General features: G+C 70.8%; 24 protein-coding genes. 16 read left to right on the top strand and 8 right to left on the bottom strand.

From position 1 onward, the window contains the following. Positions 1-508 precede the first annotated feature (508 nt). Positions 509-1,570, top strand: a complete 1,062-nt coding sequence (locus AB0P03_RS24900) for a carbamate kinase (RefSeq protein ID WP_363630811.1) — start codon at positions 509-511, stop codon at positions 1,568-1,570. Continuing rightward, positions 1,567-3,966, top strand: coding sequence for a phosphoketolase family protein (locus AB0P03_RS24895; RefSeq protein WP_363581185.1), 2,400 nt, complete (start codon positions 1,567-1,569; stop codon positions 3,964-3,966). Before AB0P03_RS24900 ends, AB0P03_RS24895 begins: the two co-directional genes overlap by 4 nt. 46 nt (positions 3,967-4,012) lie before the next feature. Here AB0P03_RS24895 and AB0P03_RS24890 read toward each other — a convergent pair whose 3' ends face one another. Continuing rightward, positions 4,013-4,810 (bottom strand): GAF and ANTAR domain-containing protein, encoded by a 798-nt coding sequence (locus tag AB0P03_RS24890; protein WP_363581187.1) that lies wholly within the window; start codon positions 4,808-4,810, stop codon positions 4,013-4,015. Between the two features lie 604 nt (positions 4,811-5,414). Between AB0P03_RS24890 and AB0P03_RS24885 the strand changes: the two genes are divergently transcribed. The 3 genes from AB0P03_RS24885 to AB0P03_RS24875 all read left to right on the top strand — a co-directional run bounded on the left by AB0P03_RS24885 (position 5,415) and on the right by AB0P03_RS24875 (position 7,994). Next, positions 5,415-6,341, top strand: coding sequence for a slipin family protein (locus AB0P03_RS24885; RefSeq protein WP_363630810.1), 927 nt, complete (start codon positions 5,415-5,417; stop codon positions 6,339-6,341). A 420-nt stretch (positions 6,342-6,761) separates the two neighbouring features. Then, positions 6,762-6,923, top strand: a complete 162-nt coding sequence (locus AB0P03_RS24880) for a YqaE/Pmp3 family membrane protein (protein ID WP_363630808.1) — start codon at positions 6,762-6,764, stop codon at positions 6,921-6,923. 39 nt (positions 6,924-6,962) lie between these two features. Further along, on the top strand, positions 6,963-7,994 hold the full coding sequence (locus AB0P03_RS24875; RefSeq protein ID WP_363630806.1) for a YihY/virulence factor BrkB family protein: 1,032 nt from the start codon (positions 6,963-6,965) through the stop codon (positions 7,992-7,994). A 292-nt stretch (positions 7,995-8,286) separates the two neighbouring features. On the opposite strand, the gene AB0P03_RS24870 is transcribed toward AB0P03_RS24875, so the two are convergent. Next, positions 8,287-9,021 carry a Type 1 glutamine amidotransferase-like domain-containing protein gene (locus AB0P03_RS24870; RefSeq protein ID WP_363581195.1) on the bottom strand — a complete coding sequence of 245 codons (735 nt, stop codon included), beginning with the start codon at positions 9,019-9,021 and terminating at the stop codon, positions 8,287-8,289. A 390-nt stretch (positions 9,022-9,411) separates the two neighbouring features. Next, entirely contained in the window at positions 9,412-10,059 is a 648-nt protein-coding gene (locus AB0P03_RS24865) for a TetR family transcriptional regulator (RefSeq protein WP_363581197.1), read from the bottom strand. 109 nt (positions 10,060-10,168) lie between these two features. Here AB0P03_RS24865 and AB0P03_RS24860 point away from each other — a divergent pair, with 109 nt between their 5' ends. Both AB0P03_RS24860 and AB0P03_RS24855 read left to right on the top strand, forming a co-directional pair. Next, positions 10,169-10,696, top strand: coding sequence for an HXXEE domain-containing protein (locus AB0P03_RS24860; RefSeq protein WP_363630804.1), 528 nt, complete (start codon positions 10,169-10,171; stop codon positions 10,694-10,696). A 234-nt stretch (positions 10,697-10,930) separates the two neighbouring features. After that, positions 10,931-12,097, top strand: coding sequence for a nitric oxide synthase oxygenase (locus tag AB0P03_RS24855; RefSeq protein WP_363630802.1), 1,167 nt, complete (start codon positions 10,931-10,933; stop codon positions 12,095-12,097). Positions 12,098-12,539: 442 nt separating this feature from the next. On the opposite strand, the gene AB0P03_RS24850 is transcribed toward AB0P03_RS24855, so the two are convergent. From AB0P03_RS24850 to AB0P03_RS24830, 5 genes are all read right to left on the bottom strand, one after another. Further along, on the bottom strand, positions 12,540-13,577 hold the full coding sequence (locus tag AB0P03_RS24850) for a sugar ABC transporter substrate-binding protein (RefSeq protein ID WP_363581203.1): 1,038 nt from the start codon (positions 13,575-13,577) through the stop codon (positions 12,540-12,542). A gap of 80 nt (positions 13,578-13,657) precedes the next feature. Then, positions 13,658-14,371: a FadR/GntR family transcriptional regulator gene (locus tag AB0P03_RS24845; RefSeq protein WP_363581205.1), complete on the bottom strand. Its 714-nt coding sequence runs from the start codon at positions 14,369-14,371 to the stop codon at positions 13,658-13,660. Positions 14,372-14,506: 135 nt separating this feature from the next. Then, entirely contained in the window at positions 14,507-15,538 is a 1,032-nt protein-coding gene (locus AB0P03_RS24840) for an ABC transporter permease (RefSeq protein ID WP_363581207.1), read from the bottom strand. Next, positions 15,522-17,078, bottom strand: coding sequence for a sugar ABC transporter ATP-binding protein (locus AB0P03_RS24835; RefSeq protein WP_363581209.1), 1,557 nt, complete (start codon positions 17,076-17,078; stop codon positions 15,522-15,524). Before AB0P03_RS24835 ends, AB0P03_RS24840 begins: the two co-directional genes overlap by 17 nt. Before the next feature lie 83 nt (positions 17,079-17,161). Then, positions 17,162-18,208, bottom strand: coding sequence for a sugar ABC transporter substrate-binding protein (locus AB0P03_RS24830; protein ID WP_363630800.1), 1,047 nt, complete (start codon positions 18,206-18,208; stop codon positions 17,162-17,164). 516 nt (positions 18,209-18,724) lie between these two features. Here AB0P03_RS24830 and AB0P03_RS24825 point away from each other — a divergent pair. The 9 genes from AB0P03_RS24825 to AB0P03_RS24785 are packed head-to-tail and all read left to right on the top strand — an operon-like array spanning position 18,725 to position 26,717. Continuing rightward, on the top strand, positions 18,725-19,576 hold the full coding sequence (locus tag AB0P03_RS24825) for a fumarylacetoacetate hydrolase family protein (RefSeq protein ID WP_363581213.1): 852 nt from the start codon (positions 18,725-18,727) through the stop codon (positions 19,574-19,576). Positions 19,577-19,587: 11 nt separating this feature from the next. Then, the gene (locus tag AB0P03_RS24820; protein ID WP_363581215.1) at positions 19,588-20,928 is read left to right on the top strand and encodes an L-fuconate dehydratase; all 1,341 of its coding nucleotides are present in this window, start codon (positions 19,588-19,590) and stop codon (positions 20,926-20,928) included. Then, on the top strand, positions 20,925-21,686 hold the full coding sequence (locus AB0P03_RS24815) for an SDR family oxidoreductase (RefSeq protein WP_363581217.1): 762 nt from the start codon (positions 20,925-20,927) through the stop codon (positions 21,684-21,686). Before AB0P03_RS24820 ends, AB0P03_RS24815 begins: the two co-directional genes overlap by 4 nt. Next, the gene (locus AB0P03_RS24810) at positions 21,683-22,681 is read left to right on the top strand and encodes an aldo/keto reductase (protein WP_363630798.1); all 999 of its coding nucleotides are present in this window, start codon (positions 21,683-21,685) and stop codon (positions 22,679-22,681) included. Before AB0P03_RS24815 ends, AB0P03_RS24810 begins: the two co-directional genes overlap by 4 nt. Continuing rightward, positions 22,681-23,421, top strand: coding sequence for a (Fe-S)-binding protein (locus AB0P03_RS24805; protein ID WP_363630796.1), 741 nt, complete (start codon positions 22,681-22,683; stop codon positions 23,419-23,421). Before AB0P03_RS24810 ends, AB0P03_RS24805 begins: the two co-directional genes overlap by 1 nt. After that, positions 23,418-24,869 (top strand): LutB/LldF family L-lactate oxidation iron-sulfur protein, encoded by a 1,452-nt coding sequence (locus AB0P03_RS24800; RefSeq protein WP_363630795.1) that lies wholly within the window; start codon positions 23,418-23,420, stop codon positions 24,867-24,869. The genes AB0P03_RS24805 and AB0P03_RS24800 overlap by 4 nt, the downstream gene beginning before the upstream one ends. Continuing rightward, complete coding sequence (locus AB0P03_RS24795; RefSeq protein WP_363630793.1) at positions 24,866-25,519, top strand: LUD domain-containing protein; 654 nt, start codon at positions 24,866-24,868, stop codon at positions 25,517-25,519. The genes AB0P03_RS24800 and AB0P03_RS24795 overlap by 4 nt, the downstream gene beginning before the upstream one ends. Next, the gene (locus AB0P03_RS24790; RefSeq protein ID WP_363630792.1) at positions 25,516-25,827 is read left to right on the top strand and encodes an L-rhamnose mutarotase; all 312 of its coding nucleotides are present in this window, start codon (positions 25,516-25,518) and stop codon (positions 25,825-25,827) included. The genes AB0P03_RS24795 and AB0P03_RS24790 overlap by 4 nt, the downstream gene beginning before the upstream one ends. Next, entirely contained in the window at positions 25,824-26,717 is an 894-nt protein-coding gene (locus tag AB0P03_RS24785) for an amidohydrolase family protein (protein ID WP_363630790.1), read from the top strand. Before AB0P03_RS24790 ends, AB0P03_RS24785 begins: the two co-directional genes overlap by 4 nt. The last annotated feature ends 12 nt before the right edge of the window (positions 26,718-26,729 follow it).

The following is a 26,729-nucleotide window of genomic DNA, read 5'->3' as shown; positions in this document are numbered from 1 at the left end:
CTGTTCCTGTCGGCGGCGTCCTTCGCACCGGGGGCGTGGGCGCAACCGCTGGCGTGGACAGCACCCACAAGCCGCGGGTAGCGTCGAAGCAGCGGGTCGGTCGTCGCCCCCCCGGGCCCTCCGCCATCACGCCGACTCGCAGTGGCCCCGCTCGCAGCCGGGCAGGGCTCGGTGAGTGGCGGACACCGTGGTCACGTCGGACAGCCGGGTACATCGGACCAGTCGGCTGGCCGGTCACTTCTCAGGAGGCGGCCGTCGCGTTGACTCGGCCGGCTCGCCGCCCGGGCTGCGCTGTGATCAGGTCCACCGGGCAGCCCCACTCATCCGGGATCGGCACCGGACATCAGCGGCATCGGGAATCTGGACGCCGTGCGGAGGAGCCTCGTGAGTAGCCAAGCCCGACAGCTGGTCACCGACACCGCTCCCGCGCTGGGCCGCCGGTGCCGCGTCGCGACGGGCGCCCGGTGTGCGCCCGAGGCCGCGGGCGCGTATGTGACGGTGCCCTGACATGCGTATCGTGGCCGCACTCGGTGGCAATGCGCTGCTTCGCCGTGGTGAGAGGCCTGATGCCGGGATCCAGTTGGGGCACGTGCGCACCGCCGCTCGGGCTCTCGGTCCGCTGGCCGCCCGGCACGAGCTGGTGATCTGCCACGGCAACGGCCCGCAGATCGGCATGCTCTCCCTCGAAAGCGAGAGCGACCCGGCGCTGTCCCGTCCCTACCCGTTGGATGCGCTCGTCGCCCAGACCCAGGGCATGATCGGTTACTGGCTCACGCAGTGCCTGGGCAACGACGGCCTGGCCAAGCCTGTCCTCAGCCTCGTCACCCAGACGCTCGTCGACCCGGGCGACCCGGCGTTCGCCGAGCCGACGAAGTTCGTCGGCCCCGTCTACGACCACCGGCGCGCCCGACAGTTGGCCGACCTGCACGGCTGGACCATCGCCGCGGACGGTGACCGGTGGCGCAGGGTCGTGCCCTCGCCCGAGCCGCAGCGGATCATCGAGCAGGACTCGATCACCCACCTGCTGGATACCGGTTCGGTCGTCATCTGCGGCGGAGGCGGCGGAGCCCCGGTCGCCGATGACGGCTCCGGCCGGCTCCACGGCGTGGAAGCCGTCGTCGACAAGGACTCCACCGCGGCCCTGCTCGCCACCACCCTCCACGCCGACCGGCTCCTCGTCCTCACCGACGTACCCGCCGTGATGGCACACTTCGGCACCCCGCAGGCCACCGCGCTGCGCCACCTCGACCTGGACGACCTGGCGGGCATGGAGTTTCCCGCCGGGTCGATGGGCCCCAAGATCGCGGCCTGTCGGCACTTCGTGGCGGCCACGGGCCACCCGGCGGCCATCGGGCAGCTGCCCGATGCGAGCGCGATCCTCGCCGGTGCCGCCGGCACCACCATCACCACCGCCCACGCACACGAGCCGGGCAGCCGTCCGCGCCGGCAGCAGCCGGGCGAGGGTGGCTCGTCGCCGGATGGTCGGCCGAACACCGGCCCCAGCCGTACGCACGACCTCAGCACCGGCGGGACACGGCCGCGTCCGACCGACGGGAGCCCCGAGCCATGACCGGACCAGCGCTGTCACCGGAGCTGCTCCACCGGATGGACGCCTACTGGCGGGCCGCCAACTACCTGTCGGTGGGTCAGATCTACCTCTACGACAACCCGCTGCTGAAGACACCGCTGGAACTGTCGCATGTGAAGCCGCTGGTCGTCGGCCACTGGGGCACCACGCCGGGGCAGAACTTCATCTACACGCACCTGAACCGGGTCATCAAGAAGTACGACCTGGACATGGTCTACGTCGCGGGGCCCGGCCACGGCGGGCCGGCACTGGTGAGCCACACCTACCTGGAGGGCACGTACAGCGAGGTCTATCCGGACGTCAGCCAGGACGAGCCGGGGATGAGGAAGCTGTTCACCCAGTTCTCCTTCCCCGGCGGGATCTCCAGCCACGTCGCGCCGACCACGCCCGGGTCCATCCACGAGGGCGGCGAACTCGGCTACTCGCTCAGCCACTCCTTCGGCGCCGTGTTCGACAACCCCGGCCTGATCGCGGCCTGCGTCATCGGTGACGGCGAGGCCGAGACCGGGCCGCTGGCGACAGCGTGGCAGTCCACCAGGTTCCTCGACCCGGTCGGTGACGGGGCGGTGCTGCCGATCCTGCACCTCAACGGCTACAAGATCAGCAACCCCACCGTGCTGGCGCGCATCGAGGAGGAGGAGCTGACGCAGTTCCTGCGCGGCTGCGGCTGGGAGCCCCACATCGTGGCGGGCGACGAACCCGAGGCGATGCACCAGCTCATGGCCCGGACCATGGATACGGCCGTCGAGGAGATCCGGGAGATCCAGGACACCGCGCGCGCCCGCACGGACGCCGGCCGCCCGCGCTGGCCGGTGATCGTCCTGCGCTCGCCCAAGGGCTGGACCGGGCCGAAGACCGTCGACGGCCTGCAGGTCGAGGGCACGTTCCGCTCGCACCAGGTACCGCTGCTGGTGGACGCCGACCACCCCGAGCACGTCGGGCAGTTGGAGCACTGGATGCGGAGCTACCGGGCGCAGGAGCTGTTCGACGACAACGGCCGCTTCCTGCCGGAGCTGGCCGGCCTCGCTCCGGTGGGCGAGCGGCGGATGGGCGCGAACCCGCATGCCAACGGCGGGATGCTGCTGCGGGACCTGCGGATGCCGGACTTCCGAGTCCACGCCGTGGACGTCCGCGCGCCCGGAGAGGTCAGCGGCAAGGACACCCTCGTTCTGGGACGGTTCCTGAGAGACGTGGTCGCCGCCAACGGGGAGCGCCGCAACTTCCGGATCTTCGGCCCCGACGAGACGCTCTCCAACATGCTGGGCGCGGTCTTCGAGGAGACCGACCGTCAGTGGGACGCCCGCACCATGGAAGGCGACGAGTTCCTCGCCCCTTCGGGCCGGGTGCTGGACTCGATGCTCAGCGAGCACCAGTGCGAGGGCTGGCTGGAGGGCTACCTGCTCACCGGACGGCACGGGCTGTTCAACTGCTACGAGGCGTTCATCCACATCGTCGACTCGATGTTCAACCAGCACGCCAAGTGGTTGAAGGTCACCAAGCAGCTGCCCTGGCGCCGCGACATCGCCTCCCTCAACTACCTCCTCGCGTCCCACGTATGGCAGCAGGACCACAACGGCTTCACCCACCAGGACCCCGGCTTCCTGGACCACGTCGCCAACAAGAAGGCCGACGTGGTGCGGATCTACCTCCCGCCGGACGCCAACTGCCTGCTGTCCGTGATGGACCACTGCCTGCGCAGCCGGCACTACGTGAACGTTGTGGTGGCGGGCAAGCGCGCGATGCCGCAGTGGCTGTCCATGGAGGACGCCGTCGTGCACTGCACCCAGGGTGTGGGCATCTGGCCGTGGGCGAGCAACGACGAGGGCGGGGAGCCGGACGTCGTGCTGGCCTGCTGCGGCGACACCCCCACCCTGGAGGTCCTGGCCGCGGTGTCCATCCTGCGCGAGCACCTGCCCGAGGTGAGGGTGCGGGTGGTCAACGTCGTCGACCTGATGAAGCTGGAGCCCGACACGGTGCACCCGCACGGGCTCAGTGACCGGGACTACGACTCGCTCTTCACCAGGGACAGGCACATCGTCTTCGCCTTCCACGGCTACCCCTCGCTGATCCACCGGCTCACCTACCGCCGCACCAACCGAAACCTGCACGTGCGCGGATACAACGAGGAGGGCACCATCACCACCGCCTTCGACATGCGGGTGCAGAACCGCCTGGACCGCTTCCACCTCGTCCAGGACGTCATCGACCGGCTGCCCCGACTCGGTGCACGGGGCGACTACGTGAAGCAGCGGATGCGCGACAGGCTGGTCGAGCACAAGCTGTACATCGACCGGCACGGAACGGACCTGCCGGAAATCCGGGACTGGACCTGGGTCGGCACCACCAGCAGCGTTCCCCGCCCGGCAGAGGACGGCTGACTCGGGTCACCACCCTTCGACGCCTCCACGGTGCCTCTCGATGTCCTCAGCCGGGACTGCGGCGTGCCCGGGCGCGGGCCACCGCCTCGTCGAGCAGTTGCTGGGCCACTGCGGACGCCTTCCGGTTCTGTGCCTGGCTCATCGCACGGAGCTTGTCGAAGGCCTCGGCGGGGGTGCAGCCGCTGCGGCTCATCAGGACGCCCAGGGCCTGGTCGATCGCCGAGCGGTGGGTCAGCGCGGACTGCAGCTGTGCGGCCAATCGTGTTGTCCGGGCGAGGGCCTGGGCGTTCTGTACGGAGATCGCGGCCGGCACGGCGAACAGCTCGCCGAGTTCCACGGCCCAGGCGTCGAAGACGTCCTCGGCGTGGGCGTAGACGTTCATCGCGCCCAGGACCCGGTCGTCGGTCAGCAGCGGCAGCGAGAGCACGCTGTGCACGCCCAGCCGGCCGACCCGCGGTCCGAAGCGCGGCCACGACGGGTCCTTGCCCAGCGAGGCCGAGCGGACGGTGCGTCGTTCGGCCGCAGCGGTGATGCACGGCCCCTCACCGATCCGGTACTGGATCGCATCGACGGTTCGAACGAAGGCCGCGCTGGACACGATCGTGTCGGCCCGGCCGTCCTCCACGAGGGTCAGGCCCACTCCGTCCGCGCCGGGGATCGCGTGCGCCGCGAAGTCGGCGACGTGGACCAGCAGGGCCGGCAGGTCCAAGCGCCCGCTGGCCAACCTCGACAGGCCGGCCAGGCTCTCCCGCAGGTCCGCGTCGTCGGCCGGGCTCCGGCCAGGAGCGGCACCCGACACCGGGGTGTCGCTGGACTCCGACGCTCCCGGGGCCGACTCCGCCATGGTGGATCTCCTCAGCCTCACCGACAACCGACCGACCGCACTGAGGGTCGGACAGACCGAACCGCGCCCCCTGCCGCCCATTGTCCGCCCGGCCGTACTCGAACGAGCGGCGTGCTCCGTGCGCGCCGCGTGGCCGGAGATCGGAGAGTACCGTCGGAGGTGGTTGAGTCAGCAGCCAGTCCGGAGACGAAGGCCCACCTCGCGTCGGCCTCGGGAGCGACCAGCTCACAACCGGGCCCATCCGGTGACCTCATCATGCGAGGCTCACCATGCCCATGCAGTCGCCCACCCGCGCCGACGGCCCGGCCCCTGTGGCGCGCCCGCCCTCCCCCCTCGGCAGGGCCGGCGAAGAGCCCCCCGCAGCGGCGTCGGCGACCGAGGCCCGGCCCGCTCCGGCGGGGCGGTCCGCTGCGTCGGCCGGTCGCCCTCCTCGCCGGGGGCCACGCAGATACCCTGCCGAGACGGAGCCTCCCACGTGCTGCGTGCCGCCTCGCAGCGGCCGGCGGGCCGATCCCGGCCGAACAGGCGGCCCCGCGTCCCGGGCCGAGTGGTCCCTGTCGCCGGGGCCGGACGCACTCTCCCGACAACTGAACAGAGGCACGCCATGAAGATCCTGATCGTCGCCGTCGTCATCGTCGTCCTGCTGGTCCTGGTGGGCCTCCTGCTCTCCGTGAGGATCGTCAAGCAGTACGAGCAGGGCGTGCTGTTCCGGCTGGGCCGGGTGCGCGGCCCGAAGAAACCCGGCTTCACCCTGATCGTCCCGATCGTCGACGTCCTGCACCGGGTGTCGCTGCGGATCGTGACAATGCCCATCCAGTCCCAGGGCATCATCACCCGCGACAACGTCAGCGTCGACGTCTCGGCGGTCGCCTACTTCCGGGTGGTCGACGCGGTCAAGTCGGTCGTCGCGATCGAGAACGTCTACTCCGCCATCGACCAGATCGCCCAGACCACGCTGCGCAAGGTGGTCGGGCAGCACACGCTGGACGAGACGCTGTCCGAGACCGACACCATCAACCTCGACATCCGCGAGATCCTGGACGTGACCACAGTCGAGTGGGGCGTCCAGGTGACGCTGGTGGAGCTGAAGGACATCCAGCTGCCCGAGAGCATGAAGCGGGCGATGGCCCGCCAGGCCGAGGCGGAGCGGGAGAAGAGAGCCAAGATCATCAATGCGCAGGGCGAGTCGCTGGCCGCGGCGGCACTGGGCGAGGCCTCGGACACCATGATGGCCCACCCGCTGGCCCTGCAACTGAGGAATCTGCAGAGCCTGGTGGAGATCGGTGTGGACAAGAACACCACCGTCGTCTTCCCCGCCCCGCTGATGAGCACCATCGGCGAACTCGGCTCCTTCCTGGCCCGCGAGAAAGCCGCGGCTGCCGCCGGACCGCCCGTCCCGGTGTCGCTGGAAAAGCCTCCGGCGGCCACCACACCACTGCTCGTCCAGCAGCCGGCCCGCGGGCTGCTGGTCGAACAGGTGCCGGACGGCGAGGTGCAGGCCAACGGAGGACCTGTCGTCCTGCGGAAGTAACGCGGCGCGGGCGGGCACGGAACGGTCCGTGCCCGCCCGAGAAACCGAGGCGAAGTCATGATCGAGAGCATGCCGGGCACGCTGTGTGGAACGGGGCGAGACGGAGGTTCGTGATGGTTCTCTTCCTGCTGGTCGTCATCGTGGCGATCGTGCTCGCATCATCGGCATCGTCGTCCATGGACTGCTCCACCTGACCGCCATCGCCGTCCTCCTGCTCATCGCCGCCGCCGTGTACCTGGCCGTATGCCCGGCACGGAACCGGCGCTCTCGACGGTGACACGCGGGCGGACATGCAGCGCGGACGGAGACGATGCCTCCGATGCGGTCCGGCCGACTGCCCGCCGGGCGGCCGACGGTGAGACGATGAGGAGGCGGGTCACCGTGCCGTCGGCCACCGCACCTTCGGAACGAGGGGTGATCATGGGCAAGGTCCTTCTGGTGCTGTTGTGCCTGGTCCTGCCGTTCCTGGCGGTACTGATCAAGGACGGGCCGAGCATGAAGGTGCTCTGGGCCTTCCTCCTCCAGCTCTGCGGCCATGTGCCCGGAGTCATCTACGGCCTCTACCAGGTGGTCAAGGACTGAGACCCCGAAACAGACACCCGACACGCCGGGTTGGCACCCATGTCACGACACGAGAACGAACACCGGCACACCAGCACGGCCGACGGGGCCGGGCCCGCCACCAACGGAGCCGGGCCCACCGAGAGCCCGACCGACCTGTCCAAGAAGTCGTGGTGGGGCGTCCTGAAACGCACCACCAAGCAGTTCAAGGCCGACAGCCTCAGCGACGCGGCGGCCGCGCTCACCTACTACGGGCTGCTGGCGATCTTCCCCGCCCTGCTCGCGCTGGTGTCGATCCTGGGACTGGCCGGCAGCTCCGCCACCAAGCCGCTGCTCGACCGCCTCCGTGACCTCGGCCCCGGATCCGTCCGCCAGCTCCTCACCACCGTGGTGCAGCAACTCCAGACCGACCAGGGCAGGGCGGGCTTCGCACTGGCCATCGGGATCGTCCTGGCCCTGTGGTCCGCCTCCGGCTACGTCGCGGCGTTCATGCGCGCCGCCAACCGGGTCCACGACACCGCTGAGGGCCGGCCACTCTGGAAGACCCTGCCCACGCGCCTCGCCCTGACCGTCGTCATCATCGCGCTCCTCGCGCTGACCGCCACCGGTGTCGTCTTCACCGGCGCACTGGCCACCCGGACGGGGAAGATCCTCGGAGTCAGCGAGAACGCCGTACAGGTGTGGGACATCGCCAAATGGCCCGTCCTCGTCATCATCGTCATCGCGATGGTCACCCTGCTCTACTGGGCCGCTCCCAGCGCCGAAGCGCCCAAGCTGCGCTGGATCCTCCCCGGAAGCCTGGTCGCCGTCGCGCTCTGGGTCATCGCGTCCGGCGCGTTCGCCCTCTACGTCGCCAACTTCAACAGCCTCAACAGCACCTACGGCAGCATCGGCGCCGTGATCCTCTTCCTCCTCTGGCTCTGGGTCTCCAACGTCGCGATCCTGCTGGGCCTGGAGTTCAACGTCGAACTGGAACGCGGACGAGCCATCGAAGCCGGCCACCCGCCCGAGGACAAGCCCCACCCCGAACCCCGCGACACCCGCACACCACCACCCGACACCCCGCAGGACCACGACGGACCCGGTCGCTGACTCCCGGTTGTGCTCTCACCACTTCGCCTCTCAACCCGCCCAGTGGCACACCAGCCGACCGCGCACCACCTCGGCCCCGTGTCCAAGAGTCAGCTGGCGTCGGCATGCAGCAAGAAGCACGCGGGTCAGTACAGCCAGGGCGGCAGACCTGGACCTCACCCCGATGGGGTTCCCGCACTCGGTCCGTCGCAGCCCGTTCACCAGCGCGGCGGCCAGTGACCAGGCCGGCTGGGCCCGTCCCCGGCCGGGGAACGACCCGACCGACGTTCCCTTCAGGAACTACCCGGTGCCGTCAGGGCTGGAACAGTTTCCACTGCCCCTCGGAGACGACCTGGGCGGTGCCGTCGACCACCTTGATGGCGGTCTCGTCGTCGATCGCATACGTCGGCGCGGGAATCCGTGCCGCCCACCTCTCCGCGTTGGCCAAGGAGGCGTCGGGGTGGTCCGGGTGCTCCAGGTGCGGGATCACCGCGAAGTCGACGAGTCCTGCTCCCTGTCCCGTGACCAGGATTCTGTCGACGTCGCCCTGAGGCGTGGCGAAGACGATGTCTTCCGACCTCAACGGTCCATCGTTCCCGCGGGGCGGTTCGCGGTAGGTCTCGACAAAGGTGGAGGCAACAGCCATGCTCCCGGCGCTCACCCCCACGTAGACCGCCTCGGAGCGCAGCGTCGGCAGTAGGCCGGTCAAACCGGAGCGCCGCATCCAGTTGGCGAGGAACAGGGGGTCGCCGCCCCATACCAGCAGTGCGTCGGCGGCCTGGACCGTTGGCACCCAAGCAGCCTCTTCGATGCTCGACAGCGCCGTCAGCTCCAGGATCCCCAACGATTTCCAACCCAATCCACACAACGGCGATGGACCCTCACCAGAGATCGCCCGCCACGCCATGCCGGGCCCGCCAGGGAAGGGGTAGATGGCGGTGGGGACGAACAGGGCGTTGGACTCGGCGATCGATTTGCCCAGCAGGTCGACCAGCGCGTCGTGGATGCTGCTGTTCTTGATCCCGGACGACGTGAGGAGTGCTCTCATGTGCCTACCTCCCTGAGTTGCCTGCTGCGGAGCGCTCGCTGCGCCCCGGACCTCGCTGGACCTGCGCTCGGGTCGGACACGGACCGATCCGGGCGGTGCGATGCACCACCCGAACGCCGGTCCGATCACGACAACGAGACACTCCGACACCATAGAACGCGGGTACGACACAACCCGGCCGCCGTAACCGGTCAGAGCACTCGGTGACGACGTGACGTGCGTCGGTGGCCCGAACGGTGCCCTCTCAGACCGCTACTCGACGGCCACGCCGGCCAGTTGTCTCCCAGCCATCGGGGAGCGCTGGATCAGCGGCGCGTGAGTCGCCGGCCTCCACCGCCGCGGCGCCGACGCGGGCGTCACTCGAATCGGCTGGTCCGTGGCAGGTGATGCTCAGCCTTCCGTGTCGCCCTCCGGCCGCCGTGGCGGGGCGAGGAGTTCGTGGAGGGCGGGGGCGATGACGGTCGCGATGTGTTCGGGGGAGGCTTCCTCCAGGGGTGGGAAGCGAAGGACGTGGCGGCCGATGCCGATGCCGAGGACGATCGAGCCGAGCAGGGCCGCCTTCAACTGGGCTTCCTCGCCCGGGATCGCGACCACCATGGGGTCGCGGTCCGGGTCGGCGAGGAAGGCGGCCCGCAGCGTGGACCACGCCTGTTCGTGGGTGAGCATCGCGCGGACGACGTGGAGCGCGCTGCCGCCGGTGTCCTCCAGGGCGTGAAGGAAGTCGAGCAGCATCCGCTCCCCGAGTCCCTCGCCCGTGTCGCCGCCCGTGCCGCCCTCGTCCTGCCACTGGGCGCCGCGCAGTTGGAACTGCTCGATGACCGCGCGGGTGAACAGCGACTCCTTGGACGTGAACCAGCGCATCACCAGTGACGCGTCGACGCCCGCCCGTGTGGCGATGGCGCGCACGGTGGTCGCGTCGTAGCCGTCCCGGCGGAAGAGTTCCCGGGCGGCGGACAGCACCGCCTGCTCTCCGCGCCTGCGGCGCTCTGCTCTGGAGGCGGCGAGTGGTGTGCCGGCCGGTTCGGCTGATGTCGACATGGCTGGATCCTACCCGATTTGATCAACGCTGTTGACCGAAGTGGGGTTGAGGGCTAGCTTGAGTCAACGCCGATGACCCAATCTTCAACCGATCTGTGAGCAGGGGAACATGACGATGGACCTGGTACGGGCACGAGTCGACGCCCGGTGGTGGATCTGGGGGCTGCCGCTCTCCTTCGCGGTGCACGACGGGGAGGAGGCCGTCGCGATCGTGCTCGACGGCGGCCTGGACCAAGGCGGCACACGTTTCACCGTCGCGCAGTCCCTCACCGCGATCCTGGCGGAGTTCGCCGTGGTCTGGGCCCTCACCCTGTTCGCCGACCGCGCCCTGCGGGCCGGACACACCGGGCGTACCGGTCCCGGCGGTTGGGCGCTCGACGCCTACGCCGCCCTGCTGGGCGGCTGGACCCTGCACGGGCTCCACCACGTCTACCTCGGGCTCAGCGGCAGCGGCTACCCGCTCGGGGTGATCACCGCCCTGCCCGCAGTGGTGCTCTACGGCGCACTGACCTACGCGGCACTGCTGCGCGCCGGGCTGCTCGACAGGCGGCGGACGGTGCTCAGTCTGGTCGCCGGGGCGCCCGCCGCCGTCCTGCTCATCGCCGCCGCCCTCACCTTCGGCCGCCTCACCTCCTGAGCGCGGGCAGCCCTCGCGGGAGCCCCGCGAGGGCCACTCCGACCCCCACCCCGGCCCGCCCCGCGCGACCCGGGTCCCGCAGGGCTTTTCATCACCGAGTGCACGCAAGGGTTTCGTCAAAACGACCTCGGCTGGGTCCGCGCGTTCGCTTCCCCGGCGTAGTCTCCGGCTGCGTCCGTGTGTTTCGTGCAAGTTGAATCGGCTCCTTTCCCTCGCTGTTGACAGGGGATCAGCATGATGAGCTCTCGGGTGTGCGTAACCCCGTCCACGCCTGCCGCTCCGCTCGCGGAGGCAGTAGCGTTGATACGTCAACTCACCGTGGAGGGACATCTTCCGGCCGGCGGCGCGCAGCGGCGGGTAGCGGAGATCACGGAGGAGCTGGCGACGACGGGAAGTTACTCCCAGACCCAGCAGGAGTTGTTGGTCGGCTCCCGGATCGCGTGGCGGAACAATCCGCAGTGCATAGGCAAGTTCTACTGGAAAGCACTGGAGATCCGGGACTGCCGTGCGATCGGCACCGGCGCCGATGGCGGTGACGAGGGAGCGGTGTTCGAGGCACTCGTCGAGCATTTGCGGCAGGCGTGGAACGGGGGCAAGGTGCGCCTGCTGCTGAGCGTCTTCGCGCCGAGCACACCCGATCGGCCCGGACCCCGGCTGTGGAACGGCCAGTTGATTCGCTACGCCGGCTACCGGCAGTACGACGGGTCCGTGATCGGCGACCCCGAGACGGCGGCGCTCACCGAGGCGGTCCAGTGCCTGGGGTGGCGTGGTCAGGGCGGCGAGTTCGACGTGCTGCCGCTGGTCATCCAGTGGCCCGGGCGTGAACCTCGGTGGTTCGACCTGCCCGCGGACGCGGTCCCGGAGGTGCGGATCAGCCATCCCGAGTACCGGTGGTTCGAAGAACTCGGCCTGCGCTGGCACGCCTTTCCCACGATCTCCAACCAGGTCCTCGAACTCGGCGGGCTGCGGTACCCGTTGGCACCCTTCAGCGCCTGGTACACGTGCACCGAGATCGGTGCCCGCAACCTGTCCGACACCAGCCGATACGACAAGCTGCCTGAGGTCGCCCGGCGGATGGGCCTGGACACGGCCCGGGATCGCACCCTGTGGCGGGACCGCGCGTTGCTTGAGCTCACGGCGGGGGTGCTGCACTCGTACGACCGGGCCGGGATCTCCATCATCGACCACCACTTCGCCACCAAACAGTTCGTGCGACACGAGGAGCGCGAGCAGAAGAGCGGGCGCGACTGCCCGGCCGACTGGTCCGCGATCGTGCCGGCCACCAGCGGGTCGACCACTCCGGTCTGGCAGCGCCGCTACGACGCCACTCGGGTGCTGCCCAACTTCTCGCCGCACCCGCCGTCCTGCCCGGCCCAGGGCGCCGAGGGACTCCCGAGCTGACTGGTGCGCCACTGCTGGCACGGTGACGGAAGCCGGACGCTGCCGTCGGCCGCCGGCCGGCTTCGTGGCGGTCTCTCCCACGGGGCCGTCCCGCTGTAGGAGGTGGTCGGCGGGAACCTGGACGGGGGGAGTCGGCTGGTTGACCGGGCGGCGGACTGTTGTACGAGCGGCTGGTTCGCCGTCAGGAAGGCCTTGTCACCGGTGGTGGCGTTGCTGCCGACCGAGGTCTCGGCGAGTGCCGCGACGCTGTGGGAGGTCGCCGCGGCCGGGGTGTGCCCGGACCGGGGTCAGGGCGACTATCGCCCTGACCACCGGTGCACTTCGTACGGTGCGGCCCTTCAGCGGGGGTTGGTGGGGGAGCGATCAGTGGTGGTGCACAGACCGGAGTCCCGTCGTCCCGTTGTTGCGGTGGATGCCGGCCTGGTTCCGGGGCCCGCCTCGGTCAGCCCGCGGCGTGGTTGGCCCAGAGCGACGGGTCGTCGACGTTCTCCTTGGTGACCAGGGGAGCGGGGAGCTGGTCCTCCAGGCCGTTGGGCAGGGTGATGATGGTCGACTGGTGGTCGGTGGGCCCGGGTTGGAATTTCCTGCCTTCGGCAGCGGCCTTGGCGTAGTACAGGGCGTACTTGGCGTAGAGGTCGGCGGGCTGGGAGACGGTCGCGTCGATGTCGCCCTTGCGGATCGCGTCGAACTCCTGCGGGATGCCGTCGTTGGAGACGATGGTGATGTGGCCGGGCTGGCCGGCGGGCTTGAGCAGGCCTTTCTGGCGTAGGAGGTCGAGGGTGGGCTGGAGGAAGACGCCGCCGGCCTGCAGGTAGATGCCGTTCAGGTCCCGGTTGGCGGCGAGGGTGGACTGGAGCTTGGCGGAGGCGATGTCGCCCTTCCAGTCGGTGGGCAGCGCGATCACCTGGATACCGGGGTAGTTGCGTTTCATGCAGGCGGCGAATCCCTCGGAGCGTTCGTATCCGTTGATGGAGGTCAGTGCGCCCTGGAGCTCGGCCACCTTGCCCTTGCCACCGAGCTGCTTGCCGAGGAACTCGCAGGCCTTGGTGCCGTACGTCTTGTTGTCGGTGCGGACCACCATGTAGACGCTGCCGTGCTCCGGTTCGGTGTCCACGCTGATCGTGTGGATGTTGGCACGGAACAACTCGGAGAGTGTCGAATCGGTGGTCATGGTGTTCTGCGGCGCCATGACGATGGACTTGGGGTGTCGGGCGGCCAGCGACTGGACGTTGGCGGTGAACGTCGCGTCGTCGCCGTTCGAACGGGTCGGGGGCAGGACACTCAGCTGCTGGTCGTTGATCTCCTGCTGGAGGTACTTCGCGTACGCCTTCCAGAAGTCGGAGTCGGCGCGGGGGATGTCGATGCCGATCTGGGGGCGGGAGTTGCCGGGGTCATCAGTGCCACCGCAGGCGGTGAGGCAGCCGGCGAGCAACACGGCGATGCAGCCCGTGCAGGTGGTCCGGATGGTTCGGCTCTTCATGTGTCAGACCGTCCTGGGTCGTGGGGGTCTTGCGCGCTGAGGGGGAGGGGAACGGATGTGCGGGATTCGGCACGTCGCCGTCAGGCGATGGCGTCGAGGTCCGGGGGGTCGAGGTCCGGGGGGCCGGTGCCGGCGGCCAGCCAGTCCTCGACGGCGGCGACGTGCACGGTGCTGGCACTGGCGGCCAGGACGGCGTCGTGGTCGACCAGGGCCCGCCAGATGGCCTCGTGTTCGCGGTGGGCCTGCTCGCGGGCAGAGGCGTTGTGCGTACCGCGCACGATGCGCAGCCGCTGGGTGTGGGTGGAGAGGATGCCGAGCAGGGTGGACAGCACGGGGTTGCCGACGGCATCGGCGATGGTGCGGTGGAACTCGATGTCGAGCTCGATGAACTCCTCGATGCCGGCAGCCGCGGCGCTCTGGTCGAGGACGGCCCGCAGCGTTCGCAGGTGGTCGTCGGTGAGCAGGCCGGCGGCGAGGGCGGTGACCTGCGGCTCCAGCAGGCGCCGCACCTGGAGGAGTTGCCGGGCCGTGTGCCCGTGGGAGACGTCGGAGGCGAAGGCCATGGCTTCCAGCAGGAGGTGTGGCTCCAGGCCGGAGACGTAGGTGCCGTCGCCCTGCCGGGGGACGAGGATCCGCATCGCGGTGAGCGCCCGGACGGCCTCGCGCAGCGAGTTGCGGGACAGCCCGAGCTGGTCGGCGAGGTCGGCCTCGTTGGGGAGTCGCGCGCCGGGCAGCAGGGCGCCGGAGACGATCATTTCCTTGATCTTCTCGATGGCCTGGTCGGTCACCGCCATGGTGTTCGCCTCCTGCGTGCGGGCATGGGAGTGCTGGTCGGTCGAGGGGGCGGGGCAGGGGAGGCCGAAGCGGCGCGACCGGTTCCCGCGGAGCTGGTCGCGTCGCTTCGGTGGCTCTCGGGCCGGGGGACCCCGTCACTCCTGTTTCTCGCCCGAGGCGAAGCGGGAGATGATCAGCGCGACGATGATGATCGCGCCGTTGAGGAACTGGTTCCACAGCGGCGGCACGCCCGCGAGGGTCATGACGTTGACCACGAGCTGGAGGGTCAGCACACCGGTCAGGGCGCCGAAGAGGGTGCCGCGGCCGCCGTTGAGGCTGACGCCGCCGATGACGGTGGCGGCGAAGACCTGGAAGATCCACCCGTTGCCCTGGTCGGCGGAGATGGAGCCGTAGTGGCCGGTGTAGAGGACGCCGGCGAAGGCGGCCAGCAGGCCGCCGAGGATCAGCACGGTCCAGGTGATCCGGTCGACCCGGATGCCGGCGGCGCGGGCGGCCTCGGAGTTGCCGCCGATCGCGTACAGGGCGCGGCCGTGGCGGAGCCAGGCGAGGGCACAGCCGCCGGCCAGGAAGAGCAGGGCGCAGATCCAGATCGCCGCGGGGACGCCGAGCCAGCTGGTGCTGCCGAGGTAGGTGAAGGAGCCGGGCAGGTTGACGATCGACTGGCCCTGGGAGATCGCGACCTGGAGGCCGCGGAGCAGGGTGAGCGCGCCGAGGGTGACGATGAAGCCGTTGAGGCGCAGCTTGAGGATCAGGAACCCGTTGATCGCCCCGATCAGCGCGCCGACGGCCAGGCACAGCGGGATGGCCGTCCAGGAGGGCAGGAGCCCGAGGCCGTTGAAGCGCGCGCCGTGGTCGGGGAGGACCAGCCAGACGGCGATGACGGGGGCCACGCCGATCGTGGATTCCAGGGACAGGTCCATCCGGCCGACGATCAGGATCAGCGCCTCGGCCAGCACCAGCAGGCTCAGTTCGGTGGCCTGCTGGCCGACGCCCAGGAGGTTGTCGGAGGTGAGGAAGGCGGGTGAGACGACGAAGCCGATGACGCCGAGGACGAGCAGGACCGGTACGAGCGACAGGTCGCGGTAGCGGGCGAGGTCGAAGCGCCGGCCGGCCGGTGCGGTGCCGGCGGTGGCCGCGCGCGGGCTGACCTCAGTGGTGGGAGACATTGCGTTCCTTCGTGTCGGTCGGGCCGGACATGCCCTCCATGGCTGCGACCAGCTGTTCGTCGCTCCAGCCGTGCTCGAACTCGGCGACGACGCGGCCGTGGAACATGGCCAGGACGCGGTCGCAGACCCGCAGGTCGTCGAGTTCGTCGGACACGATCAGAGCGCTCCTCCCGGCGTCGGCGACCTCGCGGACGGTGCCGAGCAGGGACTCCTTGGATTTGACGTCGACGCCGTTGGTGGGCCGGATGGCCACCAGGACGTGCGGCTCGGTGGCCAGGGCCCGCGCGATGACCACCTTCTGCTGGTTGCCGCCGGACAGCGCGGACACCGGGGCCGAGGGGCCGGGTGTCTTGATGTCGAGGTCGCCGATCATCCGTTCGGCGAAGGCCCGGGTACGGGAGGGCAGCACCGTGCCGAAGGGCCCGAGCTGGTCGGTGACGGTCAGGGTGGCGTTCTCGGCGACACTGCGCTGCGGGATGAGGCCCTGGATGTGCCGGTCCTCGGGCACGAACCCGATGCCGGCCGCGAGAGCGGCGGGAACGCGCCCGGTGCGCACCGGGCGGCCCGCGACGGTGATCGTGCCGGCCTGCGGGCGGTGCAGACCGGCGATGGTCTCGCCGAGCCGGACGTTGCCGCTGGCGGCCGCGCCGGCCAGGCCCACGACCTCGCCGGCGTGCGCGGTCAGGGAGAAGTCCTGGTAGGCGCCGGCCAGGCTCAGGCCCGAGACGTCCAGCAGCGGGGCACCGTCGGGGCGCGTCCGGCCGGTCACCGACCAGGCGGGCCCGCTGTCCCGGGAGCTCTCGCCGGTCATCGCCTCCACCAAGGCCTGCTGGTCGAGTTCGGCGACTGGCGCGGTGATGATGTGCCGGGCGTCGCGGTAGACCGTGACGGTGGTGCAGAGGTCGTAGACCTCCTGCAGGTGATGGGAGATGAACAGGAAGGCGACGCCCTGTTCCTGCAGTGAGCGCAGCTTGTCGAAGAGCCGCTCGATGCCGCGCGCGTCGAGCTTGGCGGTGGGCTCGTCCAGGATGATGAAGCGGGCCCCGAAGGACAGCGCCCGGGCGATCTCGACGAACTGGCGCTGCTCGACACTCAGGTCCTCGGCGCGCGCGGTCGGGGCGACGTCCACGCCGTACTCGGCGAGCAACTCGGTAGCGCGGCCGCGCAGCTGTTTCCAGCTGATCGGGCGCAGGGCGCCTTTGCTCTGCCTGTCCAGGAAGAGGTTCTCGGCGACGGTCAGCGCGGGGATGATGGTGGAGCGCTGGTAGACGCAGGCGACCCTGGACCGCCAGGCGTCGGTGTCACCGGGGGCCGGGGCCTGCTCGCCGTCGAAGCGCAGGGTGCCGGTGTCGGGGTTCTGCAGGCCGGTGAGGATCGACACGAGCGTGGACTTGCCCGCGCCGTTGCGCCCTACCAGGGCGTGCGACTCGCCGGGCGCGACCGAGATGCGGGCGTCGCTGAGGGCGACGGTGGCGCCGAAGCGCTTGCTGATCCCGTCAGCCTCGACGACGGGGCCCCGGACGGGGCTGGGGTCCGCCATGGCGGGGACGTCCTTTCCGCAGGATCCGTGCGTGGCGGCCCGGGAAGGGGGGTCCGGGCCGCCACGCACGAGGGGTCGGTGGGCTACTTGCCTACGCCGTTGCCCCAGAGGGACTTGTCGTCGACGTTCTCCTTGGTGACCAGGGGAGCGGGGAGCTGGTCCTCCAGGCCGTTGGGCAGGGAGATGATGGTCGACTGGTGGTCGGTGGCACCGGGTTGGAAGGTCTTGCCCTCGGCCGCGGCCTGCGCGTAGAACAGCGCGTACTTGGCGTAGAGATCGGCGGGCTGGGAGACGGTCGCGTCGATGTCGCCCTTGCGGATCGCGTCGAACTCCTGCGGGATGCCGTCGTTGGAGACGATGGCGATGTGACCGGGCTCGCCGGCGGGCTTGAGCAGGCCCTTCTGCTGGAGCAGGGCGATGGTGGGCTGCAGGAAGACACCGCCGGCCTGCAGGTAGACGCCGCCCAGGTCCGGGTTGGCGGCGAGGGTGGACTGGAGCTTGGCGGAGGCGACGTCGCCCTTCCAGTCGGTGGCCAGCTCGATCACCAGGATGTCGGGGAACTTCTCCTTCATGCAGGCGGCGAAGGCCTCGGAGCGGTCGCGGCCGTTGACGGAGCTCAGCGCGCCCTGGAGTTCGGCGACCTTGCCCTTGCCGCCGAGCTGCTGGCCGAGGAACTCACAGGCCTTGGTGCCGTACGCCTTGTTGTCGGCGCGCACCACCATGTAGACGTTCCCCTTGTCGGGGCGGGTGTCGATGCTGACCACGGGGATCTTCTTGGCGGTCAGCTGGTCGAGGGTGGAGGCGATCGCGCCGGTGTCCTGCGGGGCCATGACGACGGCCTTGGCGCCGGTGTTCTGGAAGACCTGGACGTTGGCGACCAGCTTGGTGACGTCGTTCTGCGAGTTGCTCACCGGCAGGGTGTTGAGGCCCTGGGCGGAGGCGTCCTGCTTGATGTACTGCGCGTAGGAGTTCCAGAAGTCGGAGTCCGCACGCGGCAGGTCGATCCCGAGCGCCGGCTTGCCGCCGGCGGCGGAGTCCGTCGTGCTGCCGCGGTTGCAGGCCGTGGCGGCCCCCGCCAGGACGACTACGGCGGCGGCCGTGGCCGCGATTCTGGAGGAGCGAGGCTTCATGGTGCTGATCTCCTTGGCTGGGATGTCCGGGCTCCCCTGCGAGGGTGGGGAGCCGGTGTGGCGGGAGGCGGAGAGGCCTGTCCCCCCGGGAGGTGAAGCGGGGGTGGTTGAGCCGGACCTCCCCTCCCGGCCGTCATCCAGGAGGGAGGCCATGGATGCGGCGGGTCGTGGCAGGCGCGCTGGATCGTGCTCCCCGCAGTCATCGGATGGCTTGCGATCACGAGGACCATACGAGCTTGGCACGTGACTGACAATAGGGAAACCTCGGGCGAATCTCAACCGTAACGTCCGGGCCTCCATGTTGGATGATAACGAGCTGTCATCTCCTCTCTGAGCTGGAGATTTGATGAACAGTTAGGAGATGTTCGGCTCCTGACCCCGACGGGCGCCGACAGACATCGGAGGACTTCTTGCGGTGCGTGGCCGACACTCGTATGGTCAGGGCGTCGAGGATTCATCCGATGTGTCGGCCCGGTGAAGAACCCCGGCCCGCAGACCTATGACAGGAGCCATGGCATGAAGCTCATGCGGATCGGACCGGCGGGAGAAGAGGCTCCGGCAGCCCTCGGCGACGACGGCCGGGTCTTCGCGCTCTCGGGCCTGACCGGTGACATCGACGGGGCGTTCCTCGCCTCGGACGGGATCGACCGCGTTCGCGCCGCCCTGGCCGCCGGAGAGCTCCCTGCGATCGACCCGGTCGGCCTGCGGATCGGCGCCCCCGTCGCCCGGCCGGGCAAGGTCGTCTGCATCGGCCTCAACTACCGCGACCACGCCGAGGAGACCGGCGCTGCCGTCCCCGCCCGGCCGGTGGTCTTCATGAAGGACCCGTCCGCCGTGGTCGGTCCCTGTGACCAGGTGCTGATCCCGCGCGGCTCGGCCAAGACCGACTGGGAGGTCGAACTCGCGGTCGTGATCGGCCGCGAGGCCCGCTACCTGGACTCGCCCCGACAGGCCCTCGCCCATGTCGCGGGCTACGCGATCAGCAACGACGTGTCCGAGCGGGAGTTCCAGCTCGAGTACTCCGGGCAGTGGGACCTCGGCAAGTCCTGTGAGACCTTCAACCCGCTCGGCCCCTGGCTGGTCACCCCGGACGAGGCCGGCGACGTGCAGGCCCTCGGCCTTCGTCTGGCCGTCAACGGCGAGCAGCGGCAGAGCGGCAGCACCAAGAACATGATCTTCGACGTCCCGTACCTGGTCTGGTACCTCAGCCAGTACATGGTGCTGCGGCCCGGAGACGTCATCAACACCGGCACCCCGGCCGGCGTGGCCCTGGGGCTGCCCGGCACCCCCTACCTGCGCGCGGGCGACACCGTCGAACTGGCCATCGACGGCCTCGGCACCCAGCGCCAGACCTTCTCCAACGCCTGAAAGGCACCACGTTGTCCGCAACCACAGCGCGGATCACCGCCGTCGACACCTACGACATCCGCTTCCCCACCTCGCGGGAGCTGGACGGGTCCGACGCCATGAATCCCGACCCCGACTACTCCGCCGCCTACGTCGTCCTGCGCGCCTCCGCGGGCGGCCACGAGGGCCACGGGTTCACCTTCACCATCGGTCGCGGCAACGACGTCCAGGTCGCCGCCATCGACGCGCTGCGCCCGCACGTCGTCGGACGGTCCGTCGCCCAGCTGTGCGCCGACCCCGGCTCCCTGTACCGCGACCTGATCGGTGACAGCCAGCTGCGCTGGCTCGGACCCGAGAAGGGCGTGATGCACATGGCGATCGGAGCCGTCGTCAACGCCGTCTGGGACCTCGCCGCCAAGCGTGAGGGCAAGCCGCTGTGGCAGCTGCTGGCCGACGCCGACCCCGCATGGCTGGTGTCCCAGGTCGACTTCCGCTACATCGCCGACGCGCTGACGCCTGATGAGGCCCTCGAACTGCTGCGCAAGGGCAGACAGGGCGCACCCGGGCGGGCCGCCGAACTCCTGCGCCGCGGCTACCCCGCCTACACCACCTCGCCCGGCTGGCTCGGCTACAGCGACGAGAAGCTCACCCGCCTCGCCAAGGAGGCGGTGGCCGACGGCTTCACCCAGATCAAGCTGAAGGTCGGCGCGGACCTGGAGGACGACATCCGCCGCTGCCGCGCCGCCCGCGAGGCCGTCGGTCCGGACATCCGGATGGCGATCGACGCCAACCAGCGCTGGAACGTCGCCGAGGCGATCGAGTGGACGAACCAGCTCGCCGAGTTCGACCCCTACTGGATCGAGGAGCCGACCAGCCCGGACGACGTGCTCGGCCACGCCACCGTCCGGCGCGGTGTCCACCCCGTCAAGGTCGCCACCGGCGAGCACGTGCAGAACCGCATCGTCTTCAAACAGCTGCTCCAGGCCGGCGCCATCGACGTCCTCCAACTGGACTCGGCCCGGGTGGCCGGCGTGAACGAGAACCTCGCCATCCTGCTGCTCGCCGCCAGGTTCGGCGTCCCCGTGTGCCCGCACGCCGGCGGCGTGGGCCTGTGCGAACTCGTCCAGCACCTGTCGATGTTCGACTACGTCGCGCTCTCCGGCACCACCGAGGACCGCGTCATCGAGTACGTCGACCACCTCCACCAGCACTTCCTCGACCCCGTGGTCATCGACGGCGGCCGCTACCGGGCACCCACCGTGCCCGGGTTCTCCGCCACCATGCACCAGGCCGCCATCGACACCTACACCTACCCCGACGGCACGTTCTGGGCAGCCGACCTGGCCGGCGGCGACAAGGAGGAGCGCTCATGACGACCGACCTCGACGGGCTCACCGCCCTGGTCACCGGCGGTGCCTCCGGCATCGGACTGGCCACCGCCCGGTTGCTCGGCGCACGCGGAGCGGACGTCGCCGTCCTCGACCTCGACCCGAGCGGCGTCCGCGCCCCGCTGCGCGGCTTCACCGCCGACGTCGCCGATGACCGCTCCGTACGCGAGGCCGTCCAGGCGGCGGCCGAGGCGCTCGGCGGGATCGACATCCTGGTCAACAACGCCGGCATCGGCGCCGCCGGAACCGTGGAGGACAACTCGGACGAGCAGTGGCACCACGTCCTGGACGTCAACGTGCTCGGCATCGTCCGCACCACCCGCGCCGCCCTGCCCCACCTGCGCCGCTCCGACTCCGCCTCGGTGGTCAACACCTGCTCCATCGCCGCCACGGCCGGACTGCCCCAGCGCGCGCTGTACTCGGCGAGCAAGGGCGCCGTCCACTCGCTCACCCTGGCCATGGCAGCCGACCACGTCCGCGAAGGCATCCGGGTCAACTGCGTCAACCCGGGCACCGTCGACACCCCGTGGGTCGGACGGCTGCTCGACGCGGCCGACGACCCGGCCGCCGAGCGCTCCGCACTGAACGCCCGCCAGCCCACCGGCCGGCTGGTCACCGCCGAGGAGGTCGCCGCCGCCATCGCCTACCTCGCCTCCCCGGCCGCCGCCAGCGTCACGGGCACCGCGCTCGCCGTCGACGGCGGCATGGCCGGCCTGCGCCTGCGACCGGAGCCACGCCCGTGAAGCCGCGCCACCACCCCCTCGGCCGCAGCAGGGCCCAGGTGACCGAACTCGCCTTCGGCGCCGCCGGCATCGGCAACCTGTTCACCCCGGTCACCGACGAGCAGGCCGAACAGGCCGTCACCGCCGCCTGGGAGTGCGGCGTACGGTACTTCGACACCGCCCCGCACTACGGCCTGGGCCTGTCCGAGCGGCGACTCGGCGCCGCCCTGCGCGCGTTCCCCCGGGACCAGTACACGATCTCCACAAAGGTCGGACGCCTGCTGGAGCCGGCCCCCTCCGGCGACGGCGACGACCTGGCCAACGGCTTCGCCGTGCCCGCCACCCACCACCGCGTCTGGGACTTCAGCGCCCGGGGCGTGCGCCGCTCCATCGAGGACAGCCTGGACCGGCTCGGCCTCGACCGGATCGACATCGCGTACCTGCACGACCCCGACGACCACGCCGAACAGGCACTCACCGAGGCCTACCCGGAACTCGAACGCCTGCGCGCCGAAGGCGTCCTGGGAGCGATCGGCGTCGGCATGAACCAGGCCGGGCTGCCCGCCCGGTTCATCCGCGAGACCGACCTCGACGCCGTCCTGCTCGCCGGCCGCTACAGCCTCCTCGACCAGCAGGGCCTTGCGGAACTGCTGCCCCTGGCCCACCGGCGCGGCGTCGGCGTCGTGATCGGCGGCGTCTTCAACTCCGGCCTGCTCGCCGACCCGCGGCCCGGCGCCACCTTCGACTACACCGCGGCCCCCACAGACCTGCTCACCAGGGCCACCGACCTCAGGGCCGTCTGCGAGCGGCACAGCGTCCCGCTGCGCGCCGCCGCCCTGAAGTTCCCGTTCGGGCATCCGGCGGTGGCGAGCGTGCTGGTCGGCACCCGCAGCGCCGGCGAGGCCCGGGACGCCGCCGCCATGCTCGACCACCCCGTTCCGGCGGCGCTCTGGGCCGAGCTCAAGCACCGCGGACTGCTTCCCGCGGACGTCCCGACCCCCGGGGAGGTGAGCTGATGCGCATCGCCCTGTTCATCACCTGCTTCAACGACACCCTCTTCCCCGACACCGGCCGCGCGGTGGTGACGGTGCTGGAGCGGCTCGGCCACCGTGTCGAGTTCCCCCAGGAACAGACCTGCTGCGGCCAGATGCACTTCAATACCGGCTACCGCCCCGACGCCGTCCCGCTGGTGACCCGCTTCGTCCGGGCCTTCGCCGACTACGACGCCGTGGTCACGCCGTCCGCCTCCTGCGCCGGGATGGTCCGTGACAACCACCCCCTGCTCGCTGAACGGCACGGCACCGCCTCGCTCCTCCGACAGGTCACCGAACTGGTGCCCCGGGTGCACGAGTTCACCGAGTTCCTGACCGGCGTGCTCGGCGTCACGGACGTCGGTGCCCGCTTCCCGCACCGGGTCGCCTACCACCCCACCTGCCACTCCCTGCGCGGCCTGCGTCTCGGCGACCGCCCGGACCGGCTGCTGCGCGCCGTCGAGGACATCGACCTGGTCGACCTGCCCGCGGCCGACTCCTGCTGCGGCTTCGGCGGCACCTTCGCCGTGAAGAACGCCGACACCTCCGCCGCGATGCTCGCCGACAAGAACGCCGCCGTCCTGGACAGCGGAGCCGAGGTCCTGTGCGCCGCCGACAACTCCTGCCTGATGCACATCGGCGGCGGACTGTCCCGCCGGGGCGCGACCGTGCGGACCCTGCACCTGGCCGAGATCCTCGCCGCCACCGAAGGAACCGCACGATGAGCAAGCCCGGCGGCCGTGGCGTCGTCTGGCTCGGTTCCCCGTCCTTTCCCGACGCCGCCCGCGAGGCGCTCGGCAACACCCGGCTGCGCGCCAATCTGAAACGCGCCACCACCACCATCCGCGACAAGCGGCTGGCCGTCGCCTCCGAGTTGGACGACTGGGAGCACCTGCGGGACGCTGCCGCCGCGATCAAGAACCGCACCTCACGCCACCTCGACCGCTACCTCGTCCAGTTGGAGGCCGCCGTCACCGCCGCGGGCGGCACCGTGCACTGGGCCTCGGACGCCGCCGAGGCCAACCGCATCGTCACCGAACTCGTGCGGGCCACCGGCGAACGCGAGGTCGTGAAGATCAAGTCCATGGCGACCCAGGAGATCGGCCTCAACGAGGCCCTCGCCGAAGCCGGCATCACCGCCTACGAGACGGACCTCGCCGAACTCATCGTCCAACTCGGCGACGACCGCCCCTCCCACATCCTCGTCCCCGCGATCCACCGCAACCGGACCGAGATCCGCGACCTCTTCCTCGCCGAAATGGCCCACTGGGGGAAGCCCGCACCGGAGAACCTCGGCGACGACCCGCGTGAACTCGCCGAAGCCGCCCGCCTGCACCTGAGGGAGAAGTTCCTCACCGCCAAGGTGGCCGTCTCGGGCGCCAACTTCGCCGTCGCCGACACCGGCACGGTCGTCGTCGTGGAGTCCGAGGGCAACGGCCGGATGTGCCTCACCCTGCCCGAAACCCTCATCACCGTCATGGGCATCGAGAAGACCGTCCCGACCTGGCAGGACCTGGAGGTCTTCCTCCAGTTGCTGCCCCGCTCCTCCACCGGTGAGCGGATGAACCCCTACACCTCCACCTGGACCGGCACCACCGACGGCGACGGCCCCAGGGAGTTCCACCTGGTGCTGCTCGACAACGGCCGCACCGACACCCTCGCCGACGAGGTCGGACGGCAGGTACTCGGCTGCATCCGCTGCTCGGCCTGCCTCAACGTCTGCCCCGTCTTCGAGCGCACCGGCGGCCACGCCTACGGCTCGGTCTACCCAGGACCGATCGGCGCCGTCCTCACCCCGCAACTGGTCGGCGTGGAGAACGCGGCGTCCCTGCCGTTCGCCTCCACCCTGTGCGGCGCCTGCTACGACGCCTGCCCGGTGAAGATCAACATCCCGGAGGTGCTGGCCCACCTGCGGGCCAAGACCGTCGAGAGCAAGCCTCGGGGAGCCGAGGCGCTGGCCATGAAGGCCGCTGCCACCGTCCTCGACTCCCCGCGCCTGCTCTCCGCGGCCCAGAAGGCCGTCGCGCTCGGCGGCAGGGCCCTCGCCAGGGAGGGGCGGATCGGCCGGCTGCCGGGCCCGCTGCACGGCTGGTCCGACACCCGCGACACCCCCGCACCTCCGGCAGAGTCCTTCCGCACCTGGTGGCGCAAGAACAGGGAAGGTGAACGATGAGCAGCCGTGAGGCGGTTCTCGGCCGCATCCGGGCGGCGCTCGCCGACGTCCCCGCCGACGAACGGTCCGACGACGTCCCCGTACCCCGGACCTACCGCCGCAGCCACACCGAGCCGGGCGAGGACACCGTCGCCCTGTTCGCCGAGCGGGTCGCCGACTACCGCGCGGACGTCACCCGCACCGACCAGGCGGGCCTGTCGGCCGCCATCGCCGCCGCGCTCACCGCAGCCGGGGCGAGCAACCTGGCACTGCCCAGCGGCTTTCCCGTCGAGCTGCTGCCGCCCGGCGACTGGCAGTGGCACCCGGAACCGCTGGACGTCCAGGCCCTGAACGCCCTGGACGGCGCCTGCACCCTCGCCGCCGCCGGCATCGCCGTCACCGGGACCATCGTCCTCGACACCGGCCCGGGCCAGGGCCGCCGCGCCCTCACCCTCGTCCCCGACTACCATCTGTGCGTCATCCGCGCCGGACAGATCGCCGCCGACGTCCCCGACGCCCTCGCCCGCCTCGACCCCGCGCTGCCGCTGACCTTCATCTCGGGCCCTTCTGCCACCAGCGACATCGAACTCGACCGCGTCGAGGGCGTGCACGGCCCCCGCACCCTGCACGTCGTCATCGTCGACCACCCCACCCACCCGGAGCAGCCATGAGAGTCGCCCTGCACACCCGCCTCCGCCCGGACCGGATCGCCGAGTACGAGGCCGCCCACCGGGACGTGCCCGCCGAACTCGTCGCAGCCATCCGGGCTGCCGGCGCCACCTCGTGGACGATCTGGCGCAGCGGTTGCGAGCTGTTCCACCTGCTGGAGTGCGAGGACTACGCCCGGCTCCTCGCCGAACTGGAGCACCTCCCGGTCAACACCGCCTGGCAGGAGAGGATGGGCGAACTGCTCGACATCAGCCACGACTACTCGAACGCCGGCGCCGGGGCCGGGCTCCCGGCCGTGTGGGAACTGTGACCGGACGTCAGATCGTCGACGCGCACCACCACGTCTGGGACCTCGGCGCGCGGCCGCAGCCCTGGATCAGCGGCGAGGCCCTCGCTCCCCTGGCCCGCTCCTTCACCGCCGCCGACCTCGCCCCCGAAGCCGCGGCGGCCGGAGTGGTCGCCACGGTCGTCGTGCAGACCGTCTGCGTCCCCGAGGAGACCCCCGAACTGCTGGCGCTGGCCGACGGCAGCGACCTGATCGCCGGCGTCGTCGGCTGGACCGACCTCACCGCCCCCGGCGTTGCCGACGCGATCGCCGCCCTGCGTGAACTCCCCGGCGGGGAACGGCTGGTGGGCATCAGGCACCAGGTCCAGGAGGAGCCCGACCCCGAGTGGCTGCTGCGTCCCGACGTCCAGCGCGGCCTGCTCGCCGTCGCCGAGGCCGGTCTCGCCTACGACCTCGTCGTCAAGCCGCACCAGCTGCCCGCCGCCGCCCTCGCGGCCGCCCGGCACACCGGCCTGACGTTCGTCCTCGACCACCTCGGCAAGCCCCCGATCGCCGACGGCGCGCTCGACCCCTGGGCAGCGGACCTGCGCCGCCTGGCCGCGCTGCCCAACACCGTGGGAAAGCTTTCCGGCCTGGTGACCGAGGCCGCCCCCGGCCGGTGGCGGACGGCGGACCTCAGGCCCTACGCCGACACCGCCCTGGAGGCCTTCGGCCCGGAACGGCTCCTCTTCGGTTCCGACTGGCCGGTGTGCACCCTGGAGGCCGGCTACGCCGAGGTCGCCCGGATCACCCGGCACCTCGCGGACGGGCTCAGCGCGGGGGAGGAGGACGCGGTGTTCCGGCACAACGCGGTCCGCGTGTACGGGCTCGGCGCCCCGTGCCAGCCCGCGGAGGGACGTGCCGGATGGTCTTGACCGGTCGCGATC

The organism is Kitasatospora sp. NPDC088779 (assembly GCF_040685395.1).
In the GTDB taxonomy this organism is placed as follows: Bacteria; Actinomycetota; Actinomycetes; order Streptomycetales; family Streptomycetaceae; genus Kitasatospora.
Note: the sequence above shows the minus strand (reverse complement) of the source record. Positions and strands in the feature narration are given on the sequence as shown.

Excerpts from the sequence above, each read along its gene's own strand:
- AB0P03_RS24800 (WP_363630795.1), top strand. The coding sequence starts at position 23,418 with ATGAGCAAGCCCGGCGGCCGTGGCGTCGTCTGGCTCGGTTCCCCGTCC.
- AB0P03_RS24840 (WP_363581207.1), bottom strand. The coding sequence starts at position 15,538 with ATGTCTCCCACCACTGAGGTCAGCCCGCGCGCGGCCACCGCCGGCACC.
- AB0P03_RS24845 (WP_363581205.1), bottom strand. The coding sequence starts at position 14,371 with ATGGCGGTGACCGACCAGGCCATCGAGAAGATCAAGGAAATGATCGTC.
- AB0P03_RS24900 (WP_363630811.1), top strand. The coding sequence starts at position 509 with ATGCGTATCGTGGCCGCACTCGGTGGCAATGCGCTGCTTCGCCGTGGT.
- AB0P03_RS24830 (WP_363630800.1), bottom strand. The coding sequence starts at position 18,208 with ATGAAGCCTCGCTCCTCCAGAATCGCGGCCACGGCCGCCGCCGTAGTC.
- AB0P03_RS24860 (WP_363630804.1), top strand. The coding sequence starts at position 10,169 with ATGACGATGGACCTGGTACGGGCACGAGTCGACGCCCGGTGGTGGATC.
- AB0P03_RS24875 (WP_363630806.1), top strand. The coding sequence starts at position 6,963 with ATGTCACGACACGAGAACGAACACCGGCACACCAGCACGGCCGACGGG.
- AB0P03_RS24895 (WP_363581185.1), top strand. The coding sequence starts at position 1,567 with ATGACCGGACCAGCGCTGTCACCGGAGCTGCTCCACCGGATGGACGCC.
- AB0P03_RS24795 (WP_363630793.1), top strand. The coding sequence starts at position 24,866 with ATGAGCAGCCGTGAGGCGGTTCTCGGCCGCATCCGGGCGGCGCTCGCC.
- AB0P03_RS24850 (WP_363581203.1), bottom strand. The coding sequence starts at position 13,577 with ATGAAGAGCCGAACCATCCGGACCACCTGCACGGGCTGCATCGCCGTG.
- AB0P03_RS24855 (WP_363630802.1), top strand. The coding sequence starts at position 10,931 with ATGATGAGCTCTCGGGTGTGCGTAACCCCGTCCACGCCTGCCGCTCCG.
- AB0P03_RS24870 (WP_363581195.1), bottom strand. The coding sequence starts at position 9,021 with ATGAGAGCACTCCTCACGTCGTCCGGGATCAAGAACAGCAGCATCCAC.
- AB0P03_RS24825 (WP_363581213.1), top strand. The coding sequence starts at position 18,725 with ATGAAGCTCATGCGGATCGGACCGGCGGGAGAAGAGGCTCCGGCAGCC.
- AB0P03_RS24805 (WP_363630796.1), top strand. The coding sequence starts at position 22,681 with ATGCGCATCGCCCTGTTCATCACCTGCTTCAACGACACCCTCTTCCCC.
- AB0P03_RS24815 (WP_363581217.1), top strand. The coding sequence starts at position 20,925 with ATGACGACCGACCTCGACGGGCTCACCGCCCTGGTCACCGGCGGTGCC.
- AB0P03_RS24865 (WP_363581197.1), bottom strand. The coding sequence starts at position 10,059 with ATGTCGACATCAGCCGAACCGGCCGGCACACCACTCGCCGCCTCCAGA.
- AB0P03_RS24835 (WP_363581209.1), bottom strand. The coding sequence starts at position 17,078 with ATGGCGGACCCCAGCCCCGTCCGGGGCCCCGTCGTCGAGGCTGACGGG.
- AB0P03_RS24890 (WP_363581187.1), bottom strand. The coding sequence starts at position 4,810 with ATGGCGGAGTCGGCCCCGGGAGCGTCGGAGTCCAGCGACACCCCGGTG.
- AB0P03_RS24885 (WP_363630810.1), top strand. The coding sequence starts at position 5,415 with ATGAAGATCCTGATCGTCGCCGTCGTCATCGTCGTCCTGCTGGTCCTG.
- AB0P03_RS24880 (WP_363630808.1), top strand. The coding sequence starts at position 6,762 with ATGGGCAAGGTCCTTCTGGTGCTGTTGTGCCTGGTCCTGCCGTTCCTG.
- AB0P03_RS24790 (WP_363630792.1), top strand. The coding sequence starts at position 25,516 with ATGAGAGTCGCCCTGCACACCCGCCTCCGCCCGGACCGGATCGCCGAG.